General features: G+C 74.3%; 18 protein-coding genes. 8 read left to right on the top strand and 10 right to left on the bottom strand.

Annotation, left to right across the window (positions count from 1 at the left end; all coding sequences use genetic code 11):
• Positions 1–134 precede the first annotated feature (134 nt).
• The gene (locus ACFV6D_RS30580; RefSeq protein WP_380561983.1) at positions 135–1,790 is read left to right on the top strand and encodes a protein kinase; all 1,656 of its coding nucleotides are present in this window, start codon (positions 135–137) and stop codon (positions 1,788–1,790) included.
• A 33-nt stretch (positions 1,791–1,823) separates the two neighbouring features.
• Here the strand turns inward: ACFV6D_RS30580 and ACFV6D_RS30575 are convergent, their stop codons facing one another.
• The 7 genes from ACFV6D_RS30575 to ACFV6D_RS30545 form a co-directional block, all read right to left on the bottom strand.
• Positions 1,824–2,450, bottom strand: a complete 627-nt coding sequence (locus ACFV6D_RS30575; protein ID WP_380346440.1) for a glyoxalase — start codon at positions 2,448–2,450, stop codon at positions 1,824–1,826.
• Positions 2,447–2,884: a helix-turn-helix domain-containing protein gene (locus ACFV6D_RS30570; RefSeq protein WP_380561981.1), complete on the bottom strand. Its 438-nt coding sequence runs from the start codon at positions 2,882–2,884 to the stop codon at positions 2,447–2,449. Before ACFV6D_RS30570 ends, ACFV6D_RS30575 begins: the two co-directional genes overlap by 4 nt.
• Positions 2,885–2,972: 88 nt before the next feature.
• On the bottom strand, positions 2,973–3,383 hold the full coding sequence (locus ACFV6D_RS30565; protein WP_380487873.1) for a VOC family protein: 411 nt from the start codon (positions 3,381–3,383) through the stop codon (positions 2,973–2,975).
• An 85-nt stretch (positions 3,384–3,468) separates the two neighbouring features.
• Positions 3,469–4,002: a potassium channel family protein gene (locus ACFV6D_RS30560; RefSeq protein WP_079135787.1), complete on the bottom strand. Its 534-nt coding sequence runs from the start codon at positions 4,000–4,002 to the stop codon at positions 3,469–3,471.
• 115 nt (positions 4,003–4,117) lie between these two features.
• Entirely contained in the window at positions 4,118–5,548 is a 1,431-nt protein-coding gene (locus ACFV6D_RS30555) for a hypothetical protein (RefSeq protein ID WP_380561979.1), read from the bottom strand.
• Between the two features lie 151 nt (positions 5,549–5,699).
• Positions 5,700–5,996: a Sec-independent protein translocase subunit TatA gene (tatA, locus tag ACFV6D_RS30550; RefSeq protein WP_063348755.1), complete on the bottom strand. Its 297-nt coding sequence runs from the start codon at positions 5,994–5,996 to the stop codon at positions 5,700–5,702.
• 292 nt (positions 5,997–6,288) lie between these two features.
• Positions 6,289–6,858 (bottom strand): methyltransferase family protein, encoded by a 570-nt coding sequence (locus tag ACFV6D_RS30545; protein WP_380561977.1) that lies wholly within the window; start codon positions 6,856–6,858, stop codon positions 6,289–6,291.
• A gap of 174 nt (positions 6,859–7,032) precedes the next feature.
• Here ACFV6D_RS30545 and ACFV6D_RS30540 point away from each other — a divergent pair, with 174 nt between their 5' ends.
• Together ACFV6D_RS30540 and ACFV6D_RS30535 are read left to right on the top strand one after the other, a co-directional pair.
• Positions 7,033–7,314 carry a type II toxin-antitoxin system Phd/YefM family antitoxin gene (locus tag ACFV6D_RS30540; RefSeq protein ID WP_244293429.1) on the top strand — a complete coding sequence of 94 codons (282 nt, stop codon included), beginning with the start codon at positions 7,033–7,035 and terminating at the stop codon, positions 7,312–7,314.
• A 5-nt stretch (positions 7,315–7,319) separates the two neighbouring features.
• Entirely contained in the window at positions 7,320–7,598 is a 279-nt protein-coding gene (locus ACFV6D_RS30535) for a type II toxin-antitoxin system RelE/ParE family toxin (protein ID WP_063348757.1), read from the top strand.
• A 79-nt stretch (positions 7,599–7,677) separates the two neighbouring features.
• Here ACFV6D_RS30535 and ACFV6D_RS30530 read toward each other — a convergent pair whose 3' ends face one another.
• Positions 7,678–9,231: an MFS transporter gene (locus ACFV6D_RS30530; protein ID WP_380561975.1), complete on the bottom strand. Its 1,554-nt coding sequence runs from the start codon at positions 9,229–9,231 to the stop codon at positions 7,678–7,680.
• Between the two features lie 135 nt (positions 9,232–9,366).
• On the opposite strand from ACFV6D_RS30530, the gene ACFV6D_RS30525 reads away from it, so the two are divergent.
• The gene (locus ACFV6D_RS30525; RefSeq protein ID WP_380561973.1) at positions 9,367–9,978 is read left to right on the top strand and encodes a TetR/AcrR family transcriptional regulator; all 612 of its coding nucleotides are present in this window, start codon (positions 9,367–9,369) and stop codon (positions 9,976–9,978) included.
• Between the two features lie 75 nt (positions 9,979–10,053).
• Here the strand turns inward: ACFV6D_RS30525 and ACFV6D_RS30520 are convergent, their stop codons facing one another.
• Positions 10,054–10,371 carry a hypothetical protein gene (locus tag ACFV6D_RS30520; RefSeq protein WP_063348760.1) on the bottom strand — a complete coding sequence of 106 codons (318 nt, stop codon included), beginning with the start codon at positions 10,369–10,371 and terminating at the stop codon, positions 10,054–10,056.
• Positions 10,372–10,514: 143 nt separating this feature from the next.
• Between ACFV6D_RS30520 and ACFV6D_RS30515 the strand changes: the two genes are divergently transcribed.
• Complete coding sequence (locus ACFV6D_RS30515) at positions 10,515–10,781, top strand: hypothetical protein (protein ID WP_063348761.1); 267 nt, start codon at positions 10,515–10,517, stop codon at positions 10,779–10,781.
• A gap of 145 nt (positions 10,782–10,926) precedes the next feature.
• On the opposite strand, the gene ACFV6D_RS30510 is transcribed toward ACFV6D_RS30515, so the two are convergent.
• The gene (locus ACFV6D_RS30510; protein ID WP_380380317.1) at positions 10,927–12,084 is read right to left on the bottom strand and encodes an acyl-CoA dehydrogenase family protein; all 1,158 of its coding nucleotides are present in this window, start codon (positions 12,082–12,084) and stop codon (positions 10,927–10,929) included.
• A gap of 209 nt (positions 12,085–12,293) precedes the next feature.
• Here ACFV6D_RS30510 and ACFV6D_RS30505 point away from each other — a divergent pair, with 209 nt between their 5' ends.
• From ACFV6D_RS30505 to ACFV6D_RS30495, 3 genes are all read left to right on the top strand, one after another.
• Positions 12,294–13,970 carry a TetR family transcriptional regulator gene (locus ACFV6D_RS30505; protein ID WP_380561971.1) on the top strand — a complete coding sequence of 559 codons (1,677 nt, stop codon included), beginning with the start codon at positions 12,294–12,296 and terminating at the stop codon, positions 13,968–13,970.
• Between the two features lie 190 nt (positions 13,971–14,160).
• Positions 14,161–16,098, top strand: coding sequence for an ATP-binding protein (locus ACFV6D_RS30500; protein ID WP_380561969.1), 1,938 nt, complete (start codon positions 14,161–14,163; stop codon positions 16,096–16,098).
• Positions 16,099–16,173: 75 nt separating this feature from the next.
• On the top strand, positions 16,174–18,531 hold the full coding sequence (locus ACFV6D_RS30495; RefSeq protein ID WP_380561967.1) for a hypothetical protein: 2,358 nt from the start codon (positions 16,174–16,176) through the stop codon (positions 18,529–18,531).
• Positions 18,532–18,680: the final 149 nt, after the last annotated feature.

The following is an 18,680-nucleotide window of genomic DNA, read 5'->3' as shown; positions in this document are numbered from 1 at the left end:
CGTTTCGGGTACACCGCCCCCGGCCCCCCCCCCGCCCCCCCGCCCCGGGGGGGGGGGGCGGGGGGGGCGTGTTGCGGGCCGGGGGCCACGCGGCGGCCCGGAACACCGGGCACGGCACGTGAGGGGAGTTCCAGGTGATCGGACGGGCGCTGAACGGGCGTTACGAACTCGTCGAGATAATCGGCGTCGGCGGCATGGCCACCGTCTGGCGCGGGCTGGACCACGTGCTGGGCCGTCAGGTGGCCGTCAAGGTCCTCAACGGGGGACTCGCCGACGACCCCCGCTTCGCCGAGCGGTTCAGCCGCGAGGCGCAGCACGCGGCCATGCTGGTGCACCCGAGGATCGTCATGGTCTTCGACTCGGGCGTCGACCAGGGCACACCGTTCATCGTCATGGAGCTCGTCCACGGCCGTTCGCTCGCCGCCGTGCTGGCGCAGCAGCCGGGTCTGCCGGTGGAACGCGCCGTCGGCATCGCGGCGGCGGTCTGCGAGGCGCTGGCGGTCGCGCACGGGGCCGGGCTGGTCCACCGGGACATCAAACCCGGCAACATCATGATCACCGACGACGGCGGGGTGAAGGTCGTCGACTTCGGCATCGCCCGGGCCGGTTCGTCCAGCAACCTGACCCAGACGGCGAGCGTGCTCGGTACGGCCGCCTACCTGTCGCCCGAGCAGGCCACCGCCTCGCCCCTGGACGGCCGCACCGACCTCTACGCGGTCGGCTGCGTGCTCACCGAAATGCTCACCGGCGAGACGCCGTTCACCGCCGAGACGCCGGTGGCGATCGCCTTCAAGCACGTCAGCGAGCAGCCCCTGCCGCCGTCCTACCGCCGCCCCGGCCTGCCGCCCGCGCTGGACGCGGCCGTGCTGCGCCTGCTCGCCAAGAACCCCGCCGACCGGCCGGCGGACGCCGTCGCGGCGCGGGCCGAACTCCTCTCCACCATCCCCGGGTTGGCGGTCGGCGACCCGACGGCGGAACTCCTCGCCACCGCCGCCGCCACCCAACTGCTGCCGCCCGTACGGCCGGTGAACCCCAACCAGCAGCACACCACCCTGCTCCCGCCGCAGGCCCCGGCCGTCACCTCGCTGATGGCGCCCGTCCCGCAGGCCCCGCCGGCCACTTCGCTGATGGCGCCCGTCCCGCAGGCCCCGCCGGCCACTTCGCTGATGGCGCCCGTCCGGCAGGCCCCGCCCGGGGCCGCCGGCCGCAACCGCAACCGCCGCCGCAGGCCCCTCGTCCTCGGCGCGCTGGGCGTGGCCGGACTCGCCGGCGTCACCGCCCTGGCCGTCGCCGCCCTGGACGAGCCCGCCGGCAACGCCGCCGCCCCCGCTCCCGCCAAGCCGCCGGCGGCCACCGCCCCCAGCACCCCGGCTGCCGCGCCCAGCACCCCGGCCCGTGCGTCCACCCCCGCGGCGACCCCGACGCCCACCACCGCGGCCCCCACCACCCCGGCCGGTCTCCCCACGGCCCCCAACCCGGGCATTCCCCGCAACCAGGGGGCGGCCCTCCAGCTCAACGCCTTCCGCCAGGCCGTCGTCCAGACCCCGGTCGGGGGCAAGGAGCACGACCGCCAGGCGGAGCTGCTGCGGATCCTCGACGACGCCTCCGCCCGCCTCAACGAGGGCAATCCGGACGACGCGGCCCAGGAGCTCAAGGACGCCCAGAAGGTGATCCGCGACCTGGCCAAGAAGCACGCCATCGACGGCCCCACCAGCGCCAACTGGAACGCCCGCCTCGGCGCCCTGCTGATCACCCTGCACGCCACGGCCGCCGACAACCAGGACTGGTGACCGCAGGGCCCGAGTTCTGTCCGACGGGGCGCTTCAGCGCGCGGCCGCGGGCTGCTCGGCCGCCCAGGCGAACCCGTCCGGGTCGGTGAAGGTTCCGGCGGTGCCGCCGATCACGAGCCGGTGCGATCCGCTGCCGTCGGGGGAGACTCCGGCGTCCTTGGCGAGGGCCCGGCGCTTGTACAGCGCGAGCTTGACCGGGCTGGACCCGGTGGCGAACTCGACGTACACCGGGCCGAAGCTCTTCGCCACGGCGAGGCCGCGGTCGACGTAGAACCGCTTGCTCGCGGAGACGTCCGCGACTCCGAGCAGGAGCACGAGCCGGTCGATCCGCCGGGTGGCCGGGCCGGTGTCCTTCTTCGCGGAGGTCGCGATCTTCCAGATCGTCCCGTCCGGGGCCTGGACGACGCCGCCGTAGCCCCAGAGCGACTTCGCGGCGGGCTTGAGGGCGGTGGCGCCGGCGTCGAGGGCGGCGTCGACGAAGCCGTCGACGGTGGCGGGCTGGGACACCGTGAGCGACAGCGTGAACCCGCGGAAGCCGGTGGTCGGCTCCTGCGAGGCCCGCAGGCGCAGCTGCGTGTCCAGGCCGAAGGCGGTGGTGTAGAAGCTGCGGGCGGCCGTGGGGTCGGCCACGTCGAGGATGAGGGAGTCGATGGAAGTCATGTCCTCCACGCTAGGCGCGGCCCGGTGGCCGGGGCTTCTCGAATCCTGACCGGTCCGGGGGCCCGTCGTGCGCGGCGCCGGTAGTCGTCGGGCGGCATGCCGACCAGCTCGGTGAAGCGGGTGCGGAAGGCGTCCGGCGAGGTGCAGCCGACCGCGCGGCGGACCGCGGTGACGCCGAGGCCGCCGCCGCGCAGGAACGCGGCCGCGCGCTCGACGCGCCGCGCCGCCAGGTAGCCGTACGGCGAGTCGCCGTAGGCCAGCCGGAACTCGCGGCTGAGCTGCCCGGCCGCCAGGCCGGCGTCGCGCGCGAGCGCCAGGACGTCGAGCGGCCGCGCGTACTCGCGGTCGATCCGGTCCCGGACGCGGCGCAGCCGCGCGAGGTCTTTCAGGCGCTGCGCCGCCGCGCGGGCGCGGGCCCACGAGGGGTGACACACGGGAGGACTCCTCTCATCGGGCCCGACTCCGGCCGTCGCGGCCGTCAGGGACTGCACGGCCCGTACGGTCGGCGCGCGGCCGGACGGCTCAGCGCAGCTCCTGGATGCGGATCAGGTTGCCGGCGGGGTCGCGGAAGGCGCAGTCGCGCATGCCGTACGGCTGCTCGGTCGGCTCCTGGACGACCTCGGCGCCGCCGGCCTGCACCGCCCGGAAGGTGCCGTCGAGGTCCCGGGTGGCCAGCAGGATCCAGCCGTAGGTGCCCTTGGCCATCATCTCGGCGATGGTGCGGCGCTCGTCCTCGGTGACCCCGGGGTCGACGGCCGGCGGCGCCAGGAGGATGGAGGTGTCGGGCCGCCCGGCGGGGCCGACGGTGATCCAGCGCATCTTGCCCTGCCCGACATCGCCGCGGACCTCGAAGCCGAGGACGTCGCGGTAGAAGACCAGGGACGCGTCCGGGTCGTCGTGCGGGAGGACGCTGGTGTGAATGGTGATGTCCATGGCGCCGATGCTAGGTGTGGCCGCGCGGGCGTGCTTCTCGAATCCTGACCGATCGGGCGCGGCCGTCCACAGCCTGTGGACAACGTCACGGCTTGCGGTGGCTCCGGGTCTCGACGTTCGCCCGGATCGCCCGCGACAGCGTCCCCGCCGCCGTGGCGAGGAAGACGAAGGTGTACCCGATCTGCAGGATCACCACGAGGCGGGGCGCCTGTGCGGCCGGGGTGATGTCGCCGTAGCCGACGGTGGCCAGGGTGACGACGGTGAAGTACAGGGCGTCGAGCCGGGTGACCAGCCCATCGAAATCGCCCGGACGGGCGGCCATGACGTAGTAGGTCGCGGCGAAGATGGTCATCGCGAGGAAGATCAGGAAGGACAGCCAGGCCACCGGGCGCTTCGCGTCGCCCCGCAGCACGGCGGTGGTCTTCGCCAGCAGCAGGCCGCTCAGGCCGACCAGCGCGGCGGTGAACACGAGCCAGCTGAGGACGGGGTGGTGGTAGCCGAGCCGGCGCAGGGGGAGAATCCAGTACGCGAGGATCAGCGCGGTGCAGGCGCCCAGCAGCCAGAGCGCGGACCTCGGGTCGACCCGGCCTTGCGGTGGTGGTGGCTGGCTTCCGGACATCGCGTCCAGCCTGCGGCTGCGCCGGGTCGGGCGCGTCCCGGGCTGGGCCGTTCGGGCCGGACCGTCCGGGGGCGGGTCGGCGGCGGCCGCGGTACCGGCCCCCGCCGACCGCCCCTCAGGCGGAGGCCGGGGCTCCTCCGTCCGGTCGGCCGGGCTCGTCCAGCAGCTCCAGCACCGCCAGGACGGCGACCAGCGCGAGCGCCAGACAGAGCGTCACCAGCACCGTCGGATAGCTCCACAGCACGAACGCCAGCGCCGCGCCCGCGACCGCCGCCCAGCCCAGCCAGGCCTTCCAGCGGTGGACGAACCGCCCGACCGGGCCGAGCCGCAGCCCGGCCCGTTCGGCGGTGGTCCGCGCCGCGCCGAGCCCCGCGTGCCAGCCGCCGCGCGCGGTGCGGGCCCAGCGCCCGCCGCCGCTGATCCAGGCGCCGAGCGCGACGACCAGGCCGAGCGCGATCACCACCCGGACGGCGGAGCGCAGGTAGCGCACCAGCGCGTCGTACACCGCCTGGGCGGCCGACTGGTCCACCCCGGCGGGGAGCCCGTCCAGGTAGACGGCCCGGAACACGCTCAGCCCGATGCCCAGCAGCAGCGCCCCGCCGGCCATCCCCAGCGCCACCGTGACCGCCGCCCGGCGCCGCCGGACCGCGAGCAGCACCCCGCCGACCGCGCAGGCCAGCGTGAGCACCGGCATCCAGAAGCCGGCCAGGTCCAGCAGCCGCAGGCCGGTGCGGACCTTGGGGATGGCGGAGGACTGCACCAGCGTGAACGAGGTGTGGATCTCCGGGATCCTCGCGGCCGGCGTGAGCCCGTTGTCGACCAGCGCGGTCTTCACCCGGGCGATCACCGGGGCGAGGTCGAGCACCACGGTGTCGTTCCTGACCTCGACGGCGCCGCCGCCCTGCCCGGTCAGCATCCGGTCGATCGCGGTGTGCGCCTGCCGGTTGACGTCCGTCCAGAGGGTGGCGAAGGCGTCGCTGTCCACCACCCGCTGGACCTGGTTGCGGACGAAGCCGGTGAGCCCGTCGGTGAGGGCCTGGCCGATGCCGTTCAGCAGCGCGCCGAGCTTGGGCCGGTCGTCGGGGGCGATGGTGTCGAGCAGCGAGTCGACCGGGATCCGCGTCACGATCTCGTCGGTGACCCGGTTGGTGACGGCCGCTCTGACCGCCGGGTCCCTGGCCAGCGGCGCCATCGTTGCGACGTACCGGTCGGTGTCGCCGATCTCCGACCTCGCCCACACCGCGACGGCGCTCAGCGGGGTCAGCACGCAGGCCAGCAGGATCAGCAGGACGGCGAAGAGGGAGCGCACCCGGTGGCGGTCCGGGCGGGTCTCCAACTGCCGGGTGAGCCGCGCCTGGTGGGCCTCGGCGGCGTTCAGGCGGGCCCGCAGGTCGGCCAGCTCGTCGGGCGACCCGGCGGGCGGTTCACCGGGGGGTTCACCGGGGGGTCCGCCCGGCGGTCCGGCAGACGGTCCGCCCGGGGGTCCACCCGGGGGTCCGACGGGCGGTCTGACGGGCGGCTCGTCGCCCGGTTCGTCGGTGGGCATGCCGCGACTCCGTTCCTCCGGTAGGTGCATACCAGGAGATAACGGATCAGATCGGACGGCCAGTCGGGAGCGCCGTGAGCAGCCCGGATGCAGCAGAAACCCCCGGCACCGTCATCGGACGGTACCGGGGGCTTCCGGAAAAGAGCGGGACTCAGACGGCCGTCTCGGGCCGCTTCGTCTCGGTGGCCTTGGTCACGTTGGTCGGCGTGACGGCCGGCGGGGTCGTGGCGGCCGGCTGCGGCGCGGCGGTGCTCTGCGCGGTGCCGGCGCTCTGCGCCGCGTCCGCCGGGGCTTCGTCCTCGCGCAGCGCCTTCGTCTCCGCCTTCAGGATGCGCATCGACTTGCCGAGGCCGCGGGCCATCTCCGGCAGCTTCTTCGACCCGAACAGCAGGATGACGATCGCCAGCACCACCAGGAGGTGCCAGGGCTCAAGACCGTTCCGCAGCATCCCTGGCCACCGGTCCCTTCTTGTCTAGAGTCAAGGGTGGGCGAGCGCCCGTGCTGGCCAGTATGCCTGGCGACGACGGCGAACGGATACACCGGCCGGGAAACGCTGGCCAAAAAGCAGGTGCCGTTCGAGCGGAACGCGAGCGCCCGCGGCAGCGGCCGGAACCGGCCCGGTCCGGCCCGCACACCCGTGACCAGCCCGCACGGCACCGCGCCGCGCAACACCCGCCCCTCGGGCCCCTTCGCTCCCGTCGCCGGGGGCCGCAGCCGACAACCGCCCGATCGGTGGCGGTTCAGTACACGAAGGGCACGAGTCGCTTCGACACCCGCCGGTATTCCGCGTACTCCGGCCCGAAGGCGGCCAGCAGCAGCCGCTCCTCGGCGGCGATCCGCCAGCCGTACGCGCCGAGCAGCAGCGCCGGCACCAGCAGGGCCGCCGGCCAGCTGCCCAGGCCGAGCGCGTAGCCCGTCCAGACCAGCAGGCTGCCGGCGTAGCCGGGGTGGCGGATCTGCCGGTATGGGCCGCTGCGGACGACGCGCTGGGTGTCCACGGTGCGCAGGGTGCGGGTGTAGTAGCGGCCCAGGGTGCGCATGCCCCAGGCCCGCAGCGCCAGCCCGGCGGCGATCAGTGCGATCCCGAACCAGCGGGCCCAGGACGGCAGTTCGCCGATCCCGGCGCGGCCGAACAGCACCACGACCAGCACCGCGGCGACGTAGCAGGCGAGCAGCAGCCGGGTCGAGCCGCGGTCGCGGTCGTCCGCGCGCCAGGTGCCGGCGGCGGAGTCCTCGCGGCGGCGCAGCATCAGCTCGTAGCCGACCCAGCACAGCATGCCGAGGAGGGAGAGCAGGGTCGTCAGGGACATGCGGCGGCTCCCGGCGGATAGGAGGGGCGGGCCAGTACCCCTTCACGGTCCTCCCCGGGGGCCGCCGACGCACGCCCCTGGGGGTGGACGCCCCGCCCTCCACCCCCAGGTGGACCGTCCGGCCCGCCCGTCGGGCTCGATAAGCAACAGATGTACAACTGCTACATTGACGTCATGAGCGAGCCAGTGATCGAGTCGATGGCCGAGGTCCGGAGTCATCTCGCGGATGTGATCGACCGGGCGCGACGTGACGAGACTCCGACGATCATCACGAGGCGCGGTCGGCAGGAGGCGGTGGTGATCGACATCGCCGAGTACCAGCGCCTGCGGGAAGTCGCCGAGCAGGCCGAAGACGAGTGGCTGAACCGCCTTGCGGACGAGGCAGAGGCCGAGGGCCTCGAAGGCTCCGTGTCGCTGGAGGAAATGGCCGCCATGCTCCGCGAACACCACGGCTGAGCGCGATGGGGTATGTCACGCGGTTCAGTCCTGGCGCGCAACGGGATCTTCTCAAGGTGCCCAGGCCGGACGCTGTCCGCATCCTGCACCGCCTCGCCGAGTTGCAGAAGGCGCTGGACGTCGGCGACACCTCGGGTTTCGACATCAAGTCGCTCCAGGGGCACCAAGCCCGGTGGCGGCTGAGGGTGGGGGACTACCGGGTGCTGTACACGGTCGAAGACGGAGTGCTGATCGTCTGGGTCATGGCGGTCGGCAACCGTCGTGAGGTCTACCGGCACCGGTAGGGGCCGGCGGGAACGGCGGAGAGCCCCCGCCCGTGGGGGCGGGGGCTCTCGATGACTCGCGTGGATCGGTCCTGGTGGGTCAGACGGTGACGGCCTCGGGTGCGGTCTCCGGGGCCGGGGCGGCGGGGAGGTGGCGCATCAGGCGGTAGGCCAGCAGGGCGGCGCCGAGGGCGAAGACCAGGCCGACCGCCGCGGCGACGTGCAGGCCGTCGGTGAAGGCGGCCCGGGCGGTCTCCAGCAGGTCCGTGCCGATCCGGCCGGGCAGGTGGCCGGCGACGGTGACCGCGCCGCCGAGGGTGTCCTGGGCGGTCCGGGCGGCCTCGCCGTCGACGCCCGCGGGGAGGGCGCCGTCCAGCTGGTGGCGGTAGACGGCGGCGCCGGCCGCGCCGAGCAGGGCGATGCCGAGTGAGCTGCCGAGTTCGACGGCGGTCTCGGAGATGGCGGAGGCGGCGCCGGCCTGCTCGACGGGGGCGGCGGAGACGACCATTTCGGCGGTCATGGTCATGGTGCCGACGGTGCCGGCGGCGAGGACGCCCGCCGCGACGAGGATGAGCGCCAGCGGGGAGTGCGCGCCGACCTGGGTCATCAGCGCGAAGCCCGCCGCGCCGACCAGGAATCCGCCGCCCATCAGGGCCGCCGGGCGGACCTTGCCGGCCAGCGCCGAGCTGGTGCCGACGGCCGCGCCGACGCCGACGCTGGGCACCAGCGACCAGAGCGAGGCGGTGAGCGGGCTCATGCCCTTGACCAGTTGCAGGTACTGCGAGGTGAAGAGGGCGAAGCCCATCATCGCGAACATCGCGATGGTGTTGACGCTGATCGCGCCGCTGAAGGTGCGGATCCGGAACAGGCCGAGGTCGATCAGCGGGTCGGCGGCGGTGCGCTGGCGCCGGACGAATGCGGCGGCCAGCAGCAGGCCGGCCGGGACGGCGAGGGCGGGCAGCGGGCTCCAGCCGTCCACGGCGAGGGTCTTGACGCCGTAGACCAGCGGCAGGATCGCGGCCATCGAGAGCGCGGCGCCGGGCAGGTCGAAGCGGCCGGTGCGTGCGGTGGAGCGGTACTCGGGGAGCAGGGCGGGCGCGGTGAGCAGCACCAGGGCCATCACCGGGACGGCGACCAGGAACGTGGAGCCCCACCAGAAGTGGTCGAGCAGCAGGCCGCCGGCGACCGGGCCGAGGGTGGCGCCGGCGGTGAGGACGCCGCCCCAGGCGCCGAGGGCGATCTGCCGCTGCTTGGGGTCGTGGAACATGTTGCGGATCAGCGCGAGCGTCGAGGGCATCACGGTGGCCCCGGCGACGCCGAGCAGGGCGCGGGCGGCGATCAGCTGGCCGGCGGTGTCGGCCCGGGCGGCGAGCAGCGAGGCGCCGATGAAGCCGGCGGCGCCGATCATCAGCAGCCGGCGGCGGCCGATCCGGTCGCCGAGCGAGCCCATGGTGATGAGCAGCCCGGCGAGCAGGAACGAGTACATGTCCATGATCCACAGCTGCTGGGTGCCGCTGGGCGCAAGCGTGGTGGAGATGAAGGGGACGGCGAAGAAGAGCACGCCCATGTCCATGGCCAGGACGAGGGTCGGGAGCAGGAGGACGGCCAGGCCGATCCATTCGCGACGGCCTGCGCGGCCGGTGGTTGCGGTCATGGGGAAGACGGTACGGGCGTGTCAGACGCCTGTCTAGTACATATGTGTAAATCGATCGTGCGAGACGAATGTACGAGACGGTCGTGCGAGACATTCGTGCAAGACATTTGTGCAGTCCTTCCGTAGGATCGGGTCATGGGAAACCGCGAAGACCTGATGGCCGGCGCCAAGCGCTGCCTGTACGAGAAGGGGTACGGGCGCACCACCGCCCGTGACGTCGCGACCGCCTCGGGCGTCAGCCTGGCCGCGATCGGCTACCACTTCGGTTCGAAGGACGCGCTGCTCAACGCGGCGATGATCGAGGCGATCGGGGAGATGGGGGCGGCCCTGGGCGCGGTGGTGGACGCCGCCAACCGGGTGTCGGACGACCCGGAGGAGCGCTTCGCCGCGGTCTGGGACGGCCTCAGGACCGTCTTCACCGAGCACCGCGGGCTCTGGGCGGCCCAGTTCGAGGCGCTCGCCCAGGCCGCGCACGCGCCCGAGCTGGCGCACGCGTTCGCGGAGGCGCAGAAGGAGGGCCGGCTCGGTCTCGCCGCGCTGTTCCAGGGGCTGCCCGAAGTGCCGGACACCGAGGAGGAGATCGCCCGCGGCTCCTTCTATCAGACCCTGCTGGCCGGGTACGCCGCCCAGTGGCTGGCCGCCCCCGAACTGGCGCCGAGCGGGCGGGACTTCCTGCTCGGGCTGCGGCTGGTCAGCGCAAGCGTGCTCAGCCCCGCGGTGCCGTCACCGCCCGCTGTCGCCCGCTGACGGCTGCCGCCCGTCGCCCGCTGTCGCCCGTCGCCCGCTGAACAGTTGCCGCCCGCTGTCGACGGCGCCGCCCCGCTAGGCGGTGACCACCGTCAGCAGCACCACCGAGTCGACGTGGGCCAGCAGCCCGTGCCGCTCCTGGGGCACCGGCTCCAGCCGTCCGACCGGCAGCTCCTGGTGCCGGCCGGCGATGGTCAGCGAGACCCGGCCGCGCAGCACCTGGACGCTGCCGGCGGTCGGCGGGGTGTGTTCGTCCAGCGAGGTGCCCGCGGTCAGCGCGATCACGGTCTGCCGCAGGACGCCGTCGTGGAGCACCAGGTGGGCGCTGCGCCCGTGTGGGCTCTCGGCCGCCCGGGTGAGGTGTTCCACGGCGAGCTGTTCGAGATCGGGCATCGCGTGTCCTCCTGACCCGGCGGGCCGGGCCGACCCCGGGCGCCCGGACCGGCGCCGTGTGCCCAGGTTGGCGGACGCGCTCGGCTCGCGCACCCGGAGCCGTTCGACGTGCAGCCCCCGGCGAGTGCCCGCATCGTGGAGGCATGGCGATCAACGAGACAGTCTCCGGCGGGTTCCAGGTCAATCGCTCGCTGCTGGCGGGCGGCGCGCTGCTCACCGGTATCGGCGCCGTGCTCGGCGTGGCCGGGGCGGCGATGGTGTGCGCGGCGCTGGCCACGGCGGGCCGCAGCTGGGTGCGCAGCCTGGAGACCGCGCCGGCCGCGTTCGCCCAGCGGGCGCTGCGCGAGGCGAAGGTGGCGTCCAGTGCGGGCTGGGAGGCCTGGCGCGCGGAGCACGGTTCGCCCAACTGAGCGCACCCGTCCGCCTGAGCCGCACCCGTCCGCCTGGGCCGCACCCGCCCGCCCCGCCGAGTGCCCGCACCCGTCCGGGTGCGGCGGGCCGCCATGGGGGTGCGGCCCGCCGCGGCTGTGGACCCGTCTGCCCTGCCTACCCCGTCTACAGGCCGAGCGACTTGGCGATGATGCTGCGCATGACCTCGCTGGTGCCGCCGTAGATCCGGAACACCCGGTTGTCGGTGTAGAGCCGGGCGATCGGGTACTCCAGGATGTAGCCGTAACCGCCGTGCAGCTGAAGGCACTTGTCGATGACGGTGGACGCCGACTCGGTGCAGAACAGCTTCGTGGCGGCCGCGTCGGCGACGGTCAGCTCCCCCTGCTGGTACAGCTCCAGCGCGCGGTCCACCATCGACTGCTGCGCCACCACCTGGGCCTCGCAGTCGGCCAGGGTGAACTTGGTGTTCTGGAACTCGGCCACCGCCTTGCCGAACACCTTGCGGTCCTTGACGTACTGGAGCGCGAACCGCACCGCCGCGGCCGCCGACGCGTACGCGCTGACGGCGATCGCCAGCCGCTCCTGCACCAGGTTGTGGGTCAGGTAGGAGAAGGCCCGGCCCTCCTCGCCGAGCAGGTTCTCCACCGGCACCTTGACGTCGCTGAAGGCCAGTTCGGCGGTGTCCGAGGTGCGCAGGCCGATCTTCTGCAGCTTGCGGCCGACCGTGTAGCCGGGGGACGTGGTGTCCACGCAGAGGATGGACAGGCCGGCCCGGCGGTTGTCCGGGTCGTACGGGGCGGTGCGGCAGACCACCAGGACGAGGTCGGCCAGCACGCCGCCGGTGATGAAGGTCTTGGCGCCGTTCAGGACGTAGTGGGTGCCGTCCTCGGAGAGCCGCGCGGTGGTGGCGATGCCCGCGAGGTCGGAGCCGGCGCCCGGCTCGGTCATCGCGATGGCGGTCATGATGTCGCCGGAGACGAAGCCGGGCAGCCAGCGCCGCTTCTGCTCCTCGGTGGCGTACTCCAGCAGGTAGGGCAGGACCAGCGCGGTGTGCACACCCGAGGAGCCGAAGCTCACGCCCGCCCGGGCGGTCTCCTCGGTGATCACCGTCTGGTACTTGAAGCCGCTCTCGCCCGCGCCGCCGTACTCCTCCGGCACCTCGATGCCGTAGACGCCGAGCGCGCCGAGCTGCCGGTAGAAGTCGCGAGGCGGGTGGCCGTCGGCCTCCCAGCTCTCGTAGACCGGGACGACCTCGTTGGCGATGAAGTCCCGGATGGTCTCCCGGAAGGCCTCGTGGTCCTCGTTGAACACGGTGCGGCGCACGGCGGCGCTCCCTTCGGTGGTGACCGGCTGCGGGCGCCGGCGGGGGCTGAACGTGCCAGGTGATGGCCTCACAAGTTAATCCCGGGTAGCTTCGGCTGTCCAGGGTCGACGGCCCCGGAAAAGGCCGGTGGCCACCGGCGGTCGGCGCCCTCAAGTGAATCCTTGCTAGCCTTCGGTCGGCAGTCCGGAGCGCGGGAGGGAGGCTCGCCATGGTGGTCCGACGACCGCCCGGGCGGCGCGCCCAGATCCTCGCCGTGGCGGCCGACCGGTTCCACCGCAGCGGCTACCACCAGGTCTCCATGACCGAGGTCGCCGCCGGGGTCGGCATCACCGCGCCCGCCCTCTACCGGCACTTCCGCGGCAAGCCCGAACTGCTCGACCGCGCCGTCCGGCTGGGGCTGGACGCGCTGGCCTGCGGGCTGCGCGGGGCCCGCACCACCGGCGACCTCGGCGCCGCGCTGGCCGCCGTCGCGGTCGGACACCGCCCGCTCGGCACCCTGGTGCAGCGCGACGCCAGGCTGCTGCCGCCGGCCCGGCGGGCGGCGCTGCGCCGCGAACTGCGCGCCGACGTCGCGCTGATGACCGCCGTGCTGCGCGCCGGCCGGCCGGAACTTGCGTCGCCGGACGCCGAGTTGCTCTGCTGGTCGGCGCTCTCGGCCTGCACCGGGCTCTCCTACCAGTCGGCCGCGCCGCAGCCGCGCCGCGCCGAGGCGGTGCTGCGCGAGCTCGTGGCCGCCGTCCTCGCGGCCTCCCTGCGCGGCGCCGCCGCCCACCCGGATCCCGCTGTCCACCCAGGTCCCGCCCTCATCCCCGTCTCCGCCGCCGGCCCCGTCGCCCCCGGGCCGCCGGAGCCCAGGCCGCAGGCGCGCCGCGAGGAGCTGCTCGCGGCGGCCGTCCGGCTCTTCCACCAGCGCGGCTTCGACAACGTCAGCACCGACCAACTCGGCGCCGCCGTCGGCATCTCCGGCCCCAGCGTCTACCGGCACTTCGACAGCAAGGCCCAGTTGCTCGCCGCCTCGCTGGTGCGCAGCCGCGAACGGCTCTGGCAGGAGGTGGACGGCGCGTTCGCGGCCGCCGCCGGGCCGGAGGCGGCGCTGGCGGCCGGCCTGGGCGCGTACGTCGGCTTCGCGCTGCGCAACGGCGACTACCTGGGCGCGATGCTGAGCGAGACGGAGCGGCTGGCCCCGCCGGACCGCCGGGTCGCGGTGGACTTCCGGCGCGACTTCCTGCGCACCTGGGTCGGCCTGCTGCGGCGGGTCCGGCCCGAGTACGACGCGGTCGAGGCCCGGATCCGGGTCCACGCCCTGTTCGCGCTGGTCAACGACGGGGTGCGGAACCGCCCGCACAGCGCCCGCCCGGACCTCGGGGACTGCCTGCTGCACCTCGGCCGGGCCGTCCTCGGACTGCCCGGAACGGACGGCGGCCGGGAAGAAGGCCCGGGCGTCGAGGTTGCCGTTGCCCTGCAGGGCGCCGATGTTGCCGCCGTTGCCGGTCGCGGCGAGGCCGTTGTTCTGGTTGCTCGCGCCCGAGCCGGTGGCCGTCTGCTGGGTGACGACCACGTTGCCGTGGACGTTGCCGATGACGTTGGCGGAGCCGGTGTTGCTCACGACGCTGCTGTTGGAGTGGTCGAGGGCGCCGGCGCCGTTGTCGGCGTGGGCGCTGGCGGCGCCGAAGCCGACGAGGAGGAACGCCCCGAGGGCGGTGACGGCGGCGGCTGCGCGAATACGGGACACGGTGGTCTCCCTGAGCTGGGGGTGCGAAATGTGGCGCGATCCGGAGTGGCCGCTCCGTGGCGCCGTTGCCTGACGTCGCACGTTCAGCATTCACCAGCAGCGCGGACGAACTCCACCAAACGGGTGGCAATTCCCCCGATGGTGTCATGGTGACGCCGTATCCGGAGATTGCCCGATGGCCGCGACGAAGGCATCTCAACCCATCAAAACTGCTGGTGGAGAGGGAAGTTGATGCACAAGCGACGGAGTTGGACAACCCTGTGCAGTCAACACAGAGTTGACTGAGTTTTCTCAGAGAGAAAGAAATGGTGGCCAGATAGTCGCACTGGCACACTGGGGACCCATGTCTGAAGGTGCCCCGCCCGAGCCCGCCCCCGCCGAGGATCTGCGTACGACCGAGGTCGATCTCGGCGGACTGGTGAACGTCCTCGCCACCCACCTCTACTCCACCCCGCTGGTCGCTCTGCGCGAACTCGTCCAGAACGCCCACGACTCGCACACCCGCCGACTCCTGGAGGACCCGGACGGCGACCACCGCCCGCTGATCCGGGTGCGCGGCGACGCCGCCCGGCGGACCGTCTCCATCGAGGACACCGGCGCCGGCCTCACCGAGCCGGAGATCCACTCCTACCTCGCCACCGTCGGCACCGGCTACACCCGGATGCTGCGCGACCTCACCGGCAACCAGGAGCTGATCGGCGCCTTCGGCCTCGGCTTCCTCTCCGCCTTCTCGGTGGCCGACGAGGTCGCCGTCACCACCACCTCGCACCGCGAACCGCACCTCGGCCACCGCTACCGCAGCCGGGGTGGCGAGCAGTACCAGGTCGACCCGGTGGCCGCCCGGCCCCGCCCCGGCACGGTCGTCGAGCTGACCCTCAAGGCCGAACACGCCCACCTCGCCGACGAGGACGCGCTGCGCGACGTGCTCGGCCGGTACTGCGTGCTGCTGCCGATCCCGGTCTACGTCGGCGACGACGAGCAGCCCGTCAACAACGTCGAGGTGCCCTGGCGCCACAGCGTGCCGGGTGACCAGCACACCGCCCGGATGCGCTTCGCCACCGCCTTCGGCCGCCGCTTCGAGCCGCTCACCGCCTTCCCCGTCCACCCGGCCGAGAGCGGCACCGGGGGAGGGGCCGAGGGAGGCACCGACGCGATCGGCCTGCTCTGGGTCCAGGACGGTGGCACCTACGGCAGCAGCGACAACCGCGACCTCGCCGTCTACCTGCGCGGCATGCTGCTCGCCGAGGACGCCCGCGACCTGCTGCCCAGCTGGGCCGGGTTCATCGGCGGCGTGGTCGAGTCCAGCCGGCTCACCCCCACCGCCAGCCGCGAGGACCTCCAGCGCGACGACCACTACCGCGCGCTCCAGCGCGCCCTCACCGACGCCATCGTCGACGGCCTGTACGAGACCGCCCGGCTGCGGCCCGCCGCCTGGCGCCGAATCCTCACCCGGCACGGCCAGGACCTGCTCGGCGCCGCGCTCTGCGACGAGCGGCTGTTCACCCTGCTCGCCGACGACGTCCCCGTCCCCACCTCCCAGGGCGACCTCACCGCCGGCGCGTTGCGGGCCGCGGGCGGGGGCGCGGTGCACGTCGCGCTCGGCAGCGGCGGCGGCTTCGAGGAGATGCTGTACCGGGCGATGCGGGTGCCGATCGCCCGCGGCGACCGCTACGCCGTCCTGCCCTTCCTGCGCCGCTACGCCCAGCTGCGCGGCTGCCGCCTGGTCGAGCTGGGCAGCGAGCACGGCGACCGCGAGCTGTTCCGCGACCCGGAGCGGCCGCTGCCGGCCGGCGAGGCGGCCTGGCTGGCCGGCGCCCTTGCCGACGAGGGCGAGCAGCTCGTCCCGGCCCGGTTCGACCCGCCCGGCCTGCCGCTGGTCCTGGTGCCGGACCGCGAGGCCGAGCTGAAGGCCCGGATCGAGGACGACCAGGCCGACGCCCGGATCCCGTCCGCGGCGCTGCGGCTGGCCCGGGCGTTCACCGCCCGCACCGACGGCGAGGTCAGGGCCCGTCTCTACCTCAACCTGTCCTGCCCGGCCGTGCTGGACCTGCTCGCCGCCTACCGCGCCGGGCACACCGGCAGTGCCACGGCGGCCGGGCTGCTCCGCTCGCTCAAGGTGATCATGGCCGCCGCCTCGGCGGGCTCGACCGGCGCGTCCGGCGGCGACCTCACCGCCGCGCTGTCCGGCGTCGGCACCGCGGTCTCGGCGCTGACCGCCGCCGTCCCGGCCGGCCTGTCGGCCGTCCCGGACACCCTCGACGCCCTCCCGGACGAGGCGTGACGGACGAGGCGTGACGGACGGATTGTCAGTGGTCCGCGGTAGACATCACATCAGCACCACGCAGGGGGACACCACATGAGTACCGACATCTGGGCCTGGGTCCACGACGCCCACCGCCAGCTGGCCGAGGCCGGCCACCGGCGGCTGGCCGACGCCATCTACGAGCTGCCCGGCCACGCCAACGAGGGCCGCAACGACCAGGTGGACGCCGTCTACCCGGAGGCGCTGGCCGCCTCCAGGGCGCTCGGCCTGCCCTGGGTCGAGGTCTACCTGCGGCACTGGCGGATGCAGAACCTGCTGAACAAGCGCCACCAGGGCGAGCAGGCCCTGCCCGAGGCGGTCGACCTGCTGGAGTTCGCCCACCGAGAGGAGACGGCGGGCTGCCCGCAGTCCGTCTGCGTGGTGCAGGACTTCGCGATCTGCCACGCCCGGGTCGACGGCCCCGGCTACGTGCCGGAGCGGCTGGCGGTGCTCGGCGAGACGCTGGAGCGGATCGAGCCCGGCCGCGCCTGCTTCGACTGCCTCTCCCGCGAGTACTCCGACGCGCTGGAGGACGACGGCCGCCACACCGAGGCGCTCGCCCACCTGGACACCGCCGCCACCCGGATCCAGGCGGCCGGCGAGCGGCTCTCGCTGCACTTCCACCACGCCCGGGCCGGCACCCTGCACCGGCTCGGCCGGCACCAGGAGGTGCTCGCGCTGCTCGACACCGCCGAGCAGACCGAGCGCTCCCGCGGCCACGAGATCGACGAGAGCGACCGGCTCTGGGGCGGCCTGCTGCGGGCCCGCGCGCTGGCCTCGCTCGGCCGGACGGAGGAGGCGCTGGCGCTGCTGCCCGACCGGGAGGCCGCCGAGCGCCACGCCGACCTGCGGGACGGCTGGACGCACACGGTCGAGCTGCTGGTCGCGGCCGGCGCCTGGGAGAACGACGCCGAACTGGGCGCCGCCGTGGCCGGCTGGGTCGGCTACCTGGACGGCACCGGCTCGCACCGCCCGTGCGTGGACCTGCTGCTGGCGGCGGGTCGGCTCGCCCTCGCCCGCGGCGCGCGGACGGTGGCGCTGACCCTCGCCGCGACCGGGGAGCGCAAGCTCGCCCAGCTGCGCCGCACCGACGGCGTGGCCGCGGAGGTCGCCGCGCTGCGGGCGGCCGCCGAGGCGCTGCCGGAGCCCGAGCTGCCCGTCCCGCCCGGCGAGCTGACGGCGCACCTGGCCGAGGTCGGAGTGCCCTACGAGACCGGCGCCGACCTGCTCTCCGTCGCCCTGGACCGGTACCGGGGTGAGCAGGCCGGCGCCACCGAACTGGCCGTCAACCTGGCCGCGGTGCTCGGCGGCCTCGGCCACGCCCGGGCCGCCGCCGACCTGCTCTGGCACTGGCTCGACACCGCCCCGGCCGACGAGGTGCTGATCGGCATGCTCGGCTCCGCCCTGATCGACGCGGGGGACGGCGAGGGCGTCCGCCGCCTCGCCGACCGGCTGGCCGACACCAGCCCGGAGGACGGGCACTGGATACGCGCCCGCTGGGCCGCCGCCGAGGGTCGCTGGGCCGAGGTGCTGGAGCAGTGCGAGGCGATCCTCGCCCTGGACGCCGGCCGGATCAACACCCGCCGGCTGGCCGCCGGCGCCGCCACCGAGCTGGGCGACCACGTCACCGCGCAGCGGCTGTACCAGGAGCTCCTGGAGCACGCGCTGCCTGCCGAGGCCGCCCCGGAGGAGGAGCGCCACCGCACCGTCCAGGAGCCCGACCTCTGGCACCTGATCACGGCGGCCACCGCCAACCGGGACTGGGCCGCGGTCCGTTCCGCGGGCGCGCTGCTCGGCATCGAGTTCGACGAGCCCGAGGGGCCGGTGGACGAGGAGTGGCAGCTGGTCACCGTCCGGGCCACCCGCACCAACGGGGCCACCGCCGACCTGCCCGCCGTCCGCACCGGTCCGGCCACCGCCCGGATACTGCCGGTGCTCGGCGAGGACCTGACGCTCAACCACGGCGACGTGGTGGTCTTCGCCCCGGCGCTGCTGGAGCCGCCGCCGGCCGAGGACGCCCCCGAGGAGGAGCGGCGCGGCTGGCACCCGGTGTTCGAGCTGCTCACCCTGCTCGACCCGGCGGGGTACACCACGTACTGGATCGACGGCGGCTGGCCCGGCGACGAGCCGTGGGCGGCGCTGCGCGAGAGCCTCCAGCAGGCCGGCTTCGCGGTCTGGGCGTACAGCGGGGAGCAGTACCGCATCACCGACCCGGCCGACGAGGACGGCACGCTGCCTGGCGTCTACGCCGCCCTCGGGGTGCCGCCGACGGCCTCCGCCGCCGAGGCCGACGCGCTGCTGCACCGGCTCACCGGCGACTGGCCGCACCCGCTCGCCTGGCTCGACCTGGCCAAGGCGGCGGGCGCGGACGCAGCCCGGCACGAGGAGATCGTCGAGCGCTACGGCCTCTGACCCGTTCCCGCTCCAGCCCGGTCCGGCTCTGACCCGGTCCGGGCACGCGCGCCGCGGGGGCGGGGCGCGCGTGCCCGGGGCGGGAACCATCCCGGGATCTGTCGAGTCTTGGTAAATGCTTTACCATTTCATTGCCAAGACTCGACCCC

The organism is Kitasatospora sp. NPDC059812, from assembly GCF_042732075.1.
In the GTDB taxonomy this organism is placed as follows: Bacteria; Actinomycetota; Actinomycetes; order Streptomycetales; family Streptomycetaceae; genus Kitasatospora.
The sequence above is the reverse complement of the archived record's forward strand: the minus strand, read 5'-3'. Positions and strand labels throughout refer to the sequence as shown.

Bases quoted from the DNA above. Each gene is read 5' to 3' on its own strand.
- ACFV6D_RS30575 (WP_380346440.1), bottom strand. From the start codon at position 2,450: ATGACTTCCATCGACTCCCTCATCCTCGACGTGGCCGACCCCACGGCC.
- ACFV6D_RS30565 (WP_380487873.1), bottom strand. From the start codon at position 3,383: ATGGACATCACCATTCACACCAGCGTCCTCCCGCACGACGACCCGGAC.
- ACFV6D_RS30560 (WP_079135787.1), bottom strand. From the start codon at position 4,002: ATGTCCGGAAGCCAGCCACCACCACCGCAAGGCCGGGTCGACCCGAGG.
- ACFV6D_RS30555 (WP_380561979.1), bottom strand. From the start codon at position 5,548: ATGCCCACCGACGAACCGGGCGACGAGCCGCCCGTCAGACCGCCCGTC.
- tatA (WP_063348755.1), bottom strand. From the start codon at position 5,996: ATGCTGCGGAACGGTCTTGAGCCCTGGCACCTCCTGGTGGTGCTGGCG.
- ACFV6D_RS30545 (WP_380561977.1), bottom strand. From the start codon at position 6,858: ATGTCCCTGACGACCCTGCTCTCCCTCCTCGGCATGCTGTGCTGGGTC.
- ACFV6D_RS30540 (WP_244293429.1), top strand. From the start codon at position 7,033: ATGAGCGAGCCAGTGATCGAGTCGATGGCCGAGGTCCGGAGTCATCTC.
- ACFV6D_RS30535 (WP_063348757.1), top strand. From the start codon at position 7,320: ATGGGGTATGTCACGCGGTTCAGTCCTGGCGCGCAACGGGATCTTCTC.
- ACFV6D_RS30530 (WP_380561975.1), bottom strand. From the start codon at position 9,231: ATGACCGCAACCACCGGCCGCGCAGGCCGTCGCGAATGGATCGGCCTG.
- ACFV6D_RS30525 (WP_380561973.1), top strand. From the start codon at position 9,367: ATGGGAAACCGCGAAGACCTGATGGCCGGCGCCAAGCGCTGCCTGTAC.
- ACFV6D_RS30520 (WP_063348760.1), bottom strand. From the start codon at position 10,371: ATGCCCGATCTCGAACAGCTCGCCGTGGAACACCTCACCCGGGCGGCC.
- ACFV6D_RS30515 (WP_063348761.1), top strand. From the start codon at position 10,515: ATGGCGATCAACGAGACAGTCTCCGGCGGGTTCCAGGTCAATCGCTCG.
- ACFV6D_RS30505 (WP_380561971.1), top strand. From the start codon at position 12,294: ATGGTGGTCCGACGACCGCCCGGGCGGCGCGCCCAGATCCTCGCCGTG.
- ACFV6D_RS30500 (WP_380561969.1), top strand. From the start codon at position 14,161: ATGTCTGAAGGTGCCCCGCCCGAGCCCGCCCCCGCCGAGGATCTGCGT.
- ACFV6D_RS30495 (WP_380561967.1), top strand. From the start codon at position 16,174: ATGAGTACCGACATCTGGGCCTGGGTCCACGACGCCCACCGCCAGCTG.